Annotated in this window: 6 protein-coding genes; 5 read left to right on the forward strand and 1 reads right to left on the reverse strand. The window is 61.6% G+C overall.

Annotation, left to right across the window (positions count from 1 at the left end; all coding sequences use genetic code 11):
- Window positions 1–6 precede the first annotated feature (6 nt).
- From PF66_RS28580 to PF66_RS28595, 4 genes are read left to right on the forward strand one after another with little or no spacing between them, the layout of a single operon-like run.
- On the forward strand, window positions 7–627 hold the full coding sequence (locus tag PF66_RS28580; RefSeq protein ID WP_054059290.1) for a 2OG-Fe(II) oxygenase: 621 nt from the start codon (window positions 7–9) through the stop codon (window positions 625–627).
- Between the two features lie 27 nt (window positions 628–654).
- The gene (locus tag PF66_RS28585; RefSeq protein WP_054059289.1) at window positions 655–3,072 is read left to right on the forward strand and encodes a penicillin acylase family protein; all 2,418 of its coding nucleotides are present in this window, start codon (window positions 655–657) and stop codon (window positions 3,070–3,072) included.
- A gap of 13 nt (window positions 3,073–3,085) precedes the next feature.
- A complete protein-coding gene (locus PF66_RS28590; protein ID WP_054059288.1) occupies window positions 3,086–3,820 on the forward strand; it encodes a hypothetical protein in 735 nt (244 codons plus the stop codon).
- A gap of 3 nt (window positions 3,821–3,823) precedes the next feature.
- On the forward strand, window positions 3,824–4,225 hold the full coding sequence (locus PF66_RS28595; RefSeq protein WP_054064534.1) for a hypothetical protein: 402 nt from the start codon (window positions 3,824–3,826) through the stop codon (window positions 4,223–4,225).
- Between the two features lie 39 nt (window positions 4,226–4,264).
- Here PF66_RS28595 and PF66_RS28600 read toward each other — a convergent pair whose 3' ends face one another.
- Window positions 4,265–5,161, reverse strand: a complete 897-nt coding sequence (locus tag PF66_RS28600) for a LysR family transcriptional regulator (RefSeq protein WP_054064535.1) — start codon at window positions 5,159–5,161, stop codon at window positions 4,265–4,267.
- 149 nt (window positions 5,162–5,310) lie between these two features.
- On the opposite strand from PF66_RS28600, the gene PF66_RS28605 reads away from it, so the two are divergent.
- The gene (locus PF66_RS28605) at window positions 5,311–6,330 is read left to right on the forward strand and encodes an alpha/beta hydrolase (RefSeq protein WP_054059285.1); all 1,020 of its coding nucleotides are present in this window, start codon (window positions 5,311–5,313) and stop codon (window positions 6,328–6,330) included.
- Window positions 6,331–6,345: the final 15 nt, after the last annotated feature.

Here is a 6,345-nt window from a genome sequence, read left to right on the forward strand (position 1 = left end):
CGTGAAATGAACATTGTCGAAGTCGCAAAAAAAGAATTGGCAAACAACGGCTCTTTTTACTCCAGCGCCACCGGGTTTCTGTACAGCCAGGATGACTGGGATGAAATCAATGCCATCCTGGCCAACCCGTCGCTGCCCTGGGAGCAGGTGTATATCGGTGACGCCGACGAACTCAACGACCTCACGGTCGCCCGTTTCATGACCGATGTCGAACGACCGACCCGGGTCAACCAGCCGCTCGCCGATCACATGATCTCGCTGGTGTGCAACGACAAATTGCTGAGTTTCGTCTCCCGGCTGCTCGATGGCGACGAGTTCCATATTCGGCGCATGCAGGTCAACAAGATGAAGGACGGCTCCTTCATCGGCAAACACCTGGATATCGATAGCAACCCCGACTACCTCTATTCGATCGTCCTGCAACTGGGCAAGCACTTCGCCGGTGGCGAATTCCTGATTTTCAACAAACAGGACGAACAGGTGAATCTGATCCGCCCCGAGTTGCAGTCCCTGGTGATCACCGATTGTTCCTTCCCCCATCAGGTCGAAGCCGTCACCGAGGGTGAACGGGTATCGCTGGTGTTTTTCGTGAGCAAGTACGCAGAGAAAAATCGTCGGGTGGCGTGATTTCACTGATCCGGGAAGTGGGATGTCATGAAAACATCGGTAAAAATAATGCTCTATGGCGTTTTCGGCACATTCGCCGTCGCCACGGCCGGCGTGATGTATGTAATGCACAACATCACGCTGTCCAATGTGTTCGAGACCGGCGTCCTGGAAGTACCGAAGGGTATTTCCGATAAAGGCAGTATCGCCTGGGATGCCAACGCCGTTCCACACATCAAGGCCGCCAACGAGCGCGATGCGTATTTCCTGCTGGGGTACAGCCATGCCCGCGATCGGCTGTGGCAGATGCAGTTCAGCAGGAATTACGCGAGCGGCACCCTGTCGGAGACCTTTGGCAGCTCGACAGTGGAGATGGATAAATTTGCCCGGACGCTGGGCTTCAGGAAAAACGCCGAGCTGATCTTTCAGCAACTGAAGCCGCAGACCCAGGACATTCTGCGCAGCTACAGCGACGGGGTGAATTTCTTCATCGACAAGTTTGGCGATCGCCTGCCGGTGGAGTTTTCCCTGACCCGCTCCCCGGCGCCCCGGCACTGGGAGCCTTCGGACTCCGTCGCACTGCACCTGCTGTTTTCGTGGACCCTGAGCTCCAACCTCGGCATGCAGTTGCAACGCCTGTCGCTGTCGAAAAACCTCAGCGTCGCGCAGATCAACGAGGTGTTCGCCCCTTACCCGGACAGTGCGCCGGTCAAGACCCGCGACTATGCCGCGCTGTACAACAACCTGGACGCGTCCGGCACGGGCCTGGCCCTGCTGGACAAGCTGCCGCCCTCGAACGTCGAGGGTGTCGGCTCGAACAACTGGGTGATTGCCGGCGACCATACCGTATCGGGCAAGCCGATCCTGGCCAACGATCCGCACCTGCGTCTGACCAACCCGGCGCTGTTTTACCTGGCGGCCCTGGAGACACCCGATTCGGCGCTGGTGGGAGCCACCTATGCCGGGGCGCCCCTGTTCGTGATCGGACACAACAGGAAGATCGCCTGGGGCTACACCAACACCGGCTCGTCCGTCCAGGATGCGTACCTGGAGAAGCTGAATCCGTCAGATAGCAATCTGTACCTGTCCTCGGATTCGACCTACCAGCCATTCCGGGTGGTGCAGGAGCAGATCAATGTCAAGGGGGCGGCACCGATTACCCTGTCGGTGCGCCACACCCGGCACGGCCCGGTCATCAGCGATATCTACCAGCCCGCGCAGCAGGCCATCGGCGACAGGAAATCCGTGGTCATCGCCCTGGCCTGGACCGGGCTGGATCCCAACGACAAGACCTTCGACAGCATCCTGGGCATCAACCACGCGCAGAACTGGCCGCAGTTCCTGCAGGCTTCCGCCGATTTCGGCCTGCCGCCGCAGAACATGGTCTATGGGGACACGGCCGGCAACATCGGCTATGTGTCCGCCGGCCGGGTACCGGTCAAGGCGCAGGACGACGACCTCCTCGGCCAGGGCCCCGCGCCGGGCTGGGAAGCCAAGTACGACTGGACCGGCTATGTGCCCGAAGCGGCAAAGCCCAGGCAGTTCAACCCGGCCAGCGGCTACATCGCCACCGCCAACAACCGCATCGTGCCCGACAACTATGCGTTCAACTTCGGCCATGACTGGGTCCTGCCCTATCGCTACGACCGCATCATGGCACTGTTGAAGGAGCGTGCACCGCATACCCTGCAAACCTCCACCGATATCCAGCTCGATCGCTACTCGTCGTCCCTGGCCGACCTGCTGCCGAAAATGCTCGCACCCCTCGACGGGCTGGCGTCGAAACCGGAGCAATTGAACCTGCTCAAGGCCTGGCGGTTCGACTCCGATCCTGAGTCGGCAGCGCCATTGATCGCCGCCTACTGGGTGAAGAACCTCACCCAGGCGTTACTGGAGCCGAAAATCGGCAAGGAACTGCTGGCCGCCGGCTGGAACCAGCGCAACTACGATGCCTTTCTCAACCTGGTGCTGAGCGGGAAGGCCGACCAGGGTTTCTGGTGTGGGGCCGATGACCATTGCCAGCAGGTGCTGCTGGCCTCCCTGAACCTGTCGCTGCAACAGATCCGGGACAAATACGGTGCTGACGTCAGCGGCTGGAAATGGGGGCGCGCGCACGCCGCGGTTGGAGAACATGTGCCCCTGCACAAAAGCCCCATGGCCTGGTTCTTCGACAACCGCAACAACCTGGGGGGCGACAATTTCACGGTGAACGTCGGCCGCTACAACTACAGCGATCCGGCCAACCCGTTCAACACCAACATTGCCGCCACCTTCAGGATGGTGGCCGACCTGTCGAACCTCGATAACTCCCGCTACATCCTGTCCTCTTCCAACACCGGCATCAAATTCAACGGTTATGTGGACATGAACAGGCTCTGGGCACGCGGCGACTACATCAGGATCCAGCCGTCGACACAGACGTCCGAAAACCATGCACTCAAATTTCTCCCAGACAACAAACTCTGAATCAAGGTCGCCTATGAACAGACAGACAAGCAGCACGGATTGGGACCTGGATTACTCGGTTGTCGGCCGTAATTTCCCGGAGAGCTTCAAGGTCAAGATCGTCGAGGATCTGCAACGGGGAATGCCCGAATACGATGTCAGGCAATACTTTGGCAACCAGCCCGGTATCTTCGACACCTACGAACACCTGGCGCTGGCCATCGACTCGGAAAGCGAGCGGGTGGTGGGGATCATCGGGGCGAAAAGCCTGCCATTCGGCTCATCGTCGTTCCTCTATCTGTGGACGGCGATGATCGCCGATGAGTACCGGGGCTCGACGCTGTTCAAGAAGCTCAATCAGTTCTTTCTGAAAAACGTCATCCAATCCATCGGCCTGCCCCGTCTGATCGTGGCCAAGACCTACAACCCGGTGGTCTACAACATGTTCCGGGTCATGTCAGCGCGGGTCCCGTCGGCCCGCTTCTATCCCGACCTGCGCCTTGAGGTGCAGGATGCCGAGATGTCGTCACTGGCGCTGGAGATCGTTCGCTCACTGTCCAAGGATCTGGTGCTGGATGTGAACACCGGGGTCATCCCCGGTGGCCAGAGTTCGGTCGCCCCCAACTTCTTCCCGAAGATGGACATGTCCAGCGATGAGGTGACCAACGCGCACTTCATCCGGCACGTCACCTACTCGGACCAGATCCTCTGTGTAGTGGCGCTGCAACCCGACTCGGAGTGGTTCGTCAAAGAAAAGATCATTCGATAACCCATGGACGTGAACAAGCGATCCCTCCTGCTCTCGGCGCTACCGGCGGCCATGTTCTACGGTTCGCTGGCGGCGATCTCCAACGCCGATCACGGCATGGCCGCGATGGGCCTGGCGGCGGCCATTCAAGGGCTGATCAGCTATGGCTCGACGCTGGTCGCGCTGTCGCTGATGTTCAGGCTGGCGCGAATGTGTGCCGGCTGGCCCTTGCGGGTTCGACGCGCGCTGGTGCCACTGGCCGTGGTGAGCCTGTTCAGCAGCCTGTCGGCAGCGGTTCACAGGCAGGCGGGCACGCCCAACGTGCTGTTGACGATTGCGCCCTCATTCCTGATCGGCTGGGGCTACTTCACGACGGTCTATTGGTTCGAGGGCTCCAGGCGGCCCTTTCGAACGCGCCCTTCGTGAGGGACTGGTGGCCTGTGCCGTTGATCGCTGTACAGGCCACTAGAGCCGGCCCTCGATGCGGTTCAGGCGCTCACGCAGAAACTCGATGAACGCCTGCACCGGCCGCGAAGCCTGGCGATGCTGCGGATACACCGCCGACAGCACCAGCGGCTCGGGACGCAGCTCATTCAGCACCGGCACCAGCCGGCCATCCTCCAGCGCCGCCCCGACGATGAAGATCGGCAGGTAGGTGATGCCCATTCCGGAAATGGCGGCGTCCCGGAGCAGTTCGCCGTTGTTGACCCGCATCCGCCCGGTGACGTTGACCACCACCGGCTTGCCCGGTCCGGTGAAACGCCATTGCACCTGGCGACCGTGGCCATAGGGCAGGCAGTCATGGAAATGCAGATCGTCAGGCTTGAGCGGCGTGCCGTGCTCGGCCAGGTACTCGGGGCTGGCGCAGTACACCCGGTCGATGCTGGCGATACGGCGGGCGATCAGTGACGAATCTTCCAGCGTACCGATCCGCAGCGCCAGGTCGTAGCCCTCGCCGAGCAGATCCACCGGCCGGTCACTGAGATCGACCTCGACGCTGACTTCGCCATAGCGCTGCAGAAACGGTGGCAGCAGGCAGCCCAGGTGCGCCAGGGCGAACGACAGCGGTGCGCTCAGCCGAATGGTGCCACGGGGCTCGGCGGTCTGGCCGGCGATACCCTGCTCCACCTGCTCGACCTCGCCCAGCAGACGCAAGGCCGACTCGTAGTAGCTCTGCCCCAGGGGCGTGACATCCAGGCGCCGGGTCGAACGGTTGAGCAGCCGCACGCCCAGGCGCTCTTCGAGTTGCATCAGACGCCGGCTGACGAACTGCTTGGACAGGCCCAACTGGTCGGCAGCGGCGGTAAAGCTGCCGGAGTCCATCACCTGACAGAAAATACGCATATCTTCGAACGGGTTCATTGTCACCCCTTGGTTGACAGTAAAACGCTTTATAGCCGCTTTTTCGTGTTCTGGCATCCCATTAATCTGTTCACACGTTGCAGCGACAGCCACTGAGTCGGTCGCCAAACGCCCTTGACGCAGATCAATCAAATCAAAAGGATTTCACCATGAACATCGTACAAAAGACCCTGACCACCACCCTCCTCGCCCTCAGCGTCGGCCAGGCCTTCGCTGCCGGCAGCCCCGGCGTCGAACACAACACCCAGGCGTTCCTCGATGCCCTCGCCGCCGGCGGTGGCGGGCCCCTGGAGCAACTGAGCCCACGTGATGCCCGTGCGGTCCTGACCGGCGCGCAGGCCTCGGTGAAGGTCGACCTCTCGGGTATCGAAGTCAGCGAGCGTTCGATCCAGGTGGGCGGTCAACCCGTCACCCTGAAGATCGTCCGTCCGGCCAAGGTCAAGGGCCCGCTGCCGGCCTTCATGTTCTTCCACGGCGGCGGCTGGGTACTGGGTGACTTCCCGACTCACCAGCGGCTGATCCGCGACCTGGTGGTCGACTCTGGAGCGGTGGCGGTCTACGTCGACTACACCCCGTCGCCGGAAGCGCACTACCCGACCGCGATCAACCAGGCCTACGGCGCGACCGCATGGGTCGCCGAGCACGGCCAGGACATCGGGATCGACAGCAAGCGCCTGGCGGTGGCCGGCAACAGCGTCGGCGGCAACATGGCGGCGGTCGTGGCGCTGATGGCCAAGGAACACAAAACCCCGCAACTGCGCTTCCAGCTGCTGTTGTGGCCGGTAACCGATGCCAGCTTCGAAACGCCGTCGTACCAGCAGTTCGCCGAGGGCCACTTCCTGACCAAGGGCATGATGAAGTGGTTCTGGGACAACTACACCACCGACAGCGCCGAGCGGGCCCAGATTCACGCCTCGCCCCTGCGGGCCAGCACCGAACAGCTTCGCGGCTTGCCGCCGGCGCTGGTGCAGACCGCCGAGTTCGACGTGCTGCGCGACGAGGGCGAAGCCTATGCCCGTCACCTGGACGCGGCGGGTGTGCCGGTGACCAGCGTGCGCTACAACGGCATGATCCATGACTTCGGCCTGCTCAACCCGCTGAACGGCATTCCTGAGGTGAAAGCGGCGATGCGTCAGGCAGCCCTGGAACTCAAGACCCACCTCAAGTAAGGACTCAGACGAAAA

Origin of the sequence: Pseudomonas asplenii, assembly GCF_001293465.1 — a bacterium.
In the GTDB taxonomy this organism is placed as follows: domain Bacteria; phylum Pseudomonadota; class Gammaproteobacteria; order Pseudomonadales; family Pseudomonadaceae; genus Aquipseudomonas; species Aquipseudomonas fuscovaginae_B.

Coding starts and splice junctions, on each gene's coding strand:
- PF66_RS28590 (WP_054059288.1), top strand. CDS start 3,086: ATGAACAGACAGACAAGCAGCACGGATTGGGACCTGGATTACTCGGTT.
- PF66_RS28580 (WP_054059290.1), top strand. CDS start 7: ATGAACATTGTCGAAGTCGCAAAAAAAGAATTGGCAAACAACGGCTCT.
- PF66_RS28605 (WP_054059285.1), top strand. CDS start 5,311: ATGAACATCGTACAAAAGACCCTGACCACCACCCTCCTCGCCCTCAGC.
- PF66_RS28585 (WP_054059289.1), top strand. CDS start 655: ATGAAAACATCGGTAAAAATAATGCTCTATGGCGTTTTCGGCACATTC.
- PF66_RS28600 (WP_054064535.1), bottom strand. CDS start 5,161: ATGAACCCGTTCGAAGATATGCGTATTTTCTGTCAGGTGATGGACTCC.
- PF66_RS28595 (WP_054064534.1), top strand. CDS start 3,824: ATGGACGTGAACAAGCGATCCCTCCTGCTCTCGGCGCTACCGGCGGCC.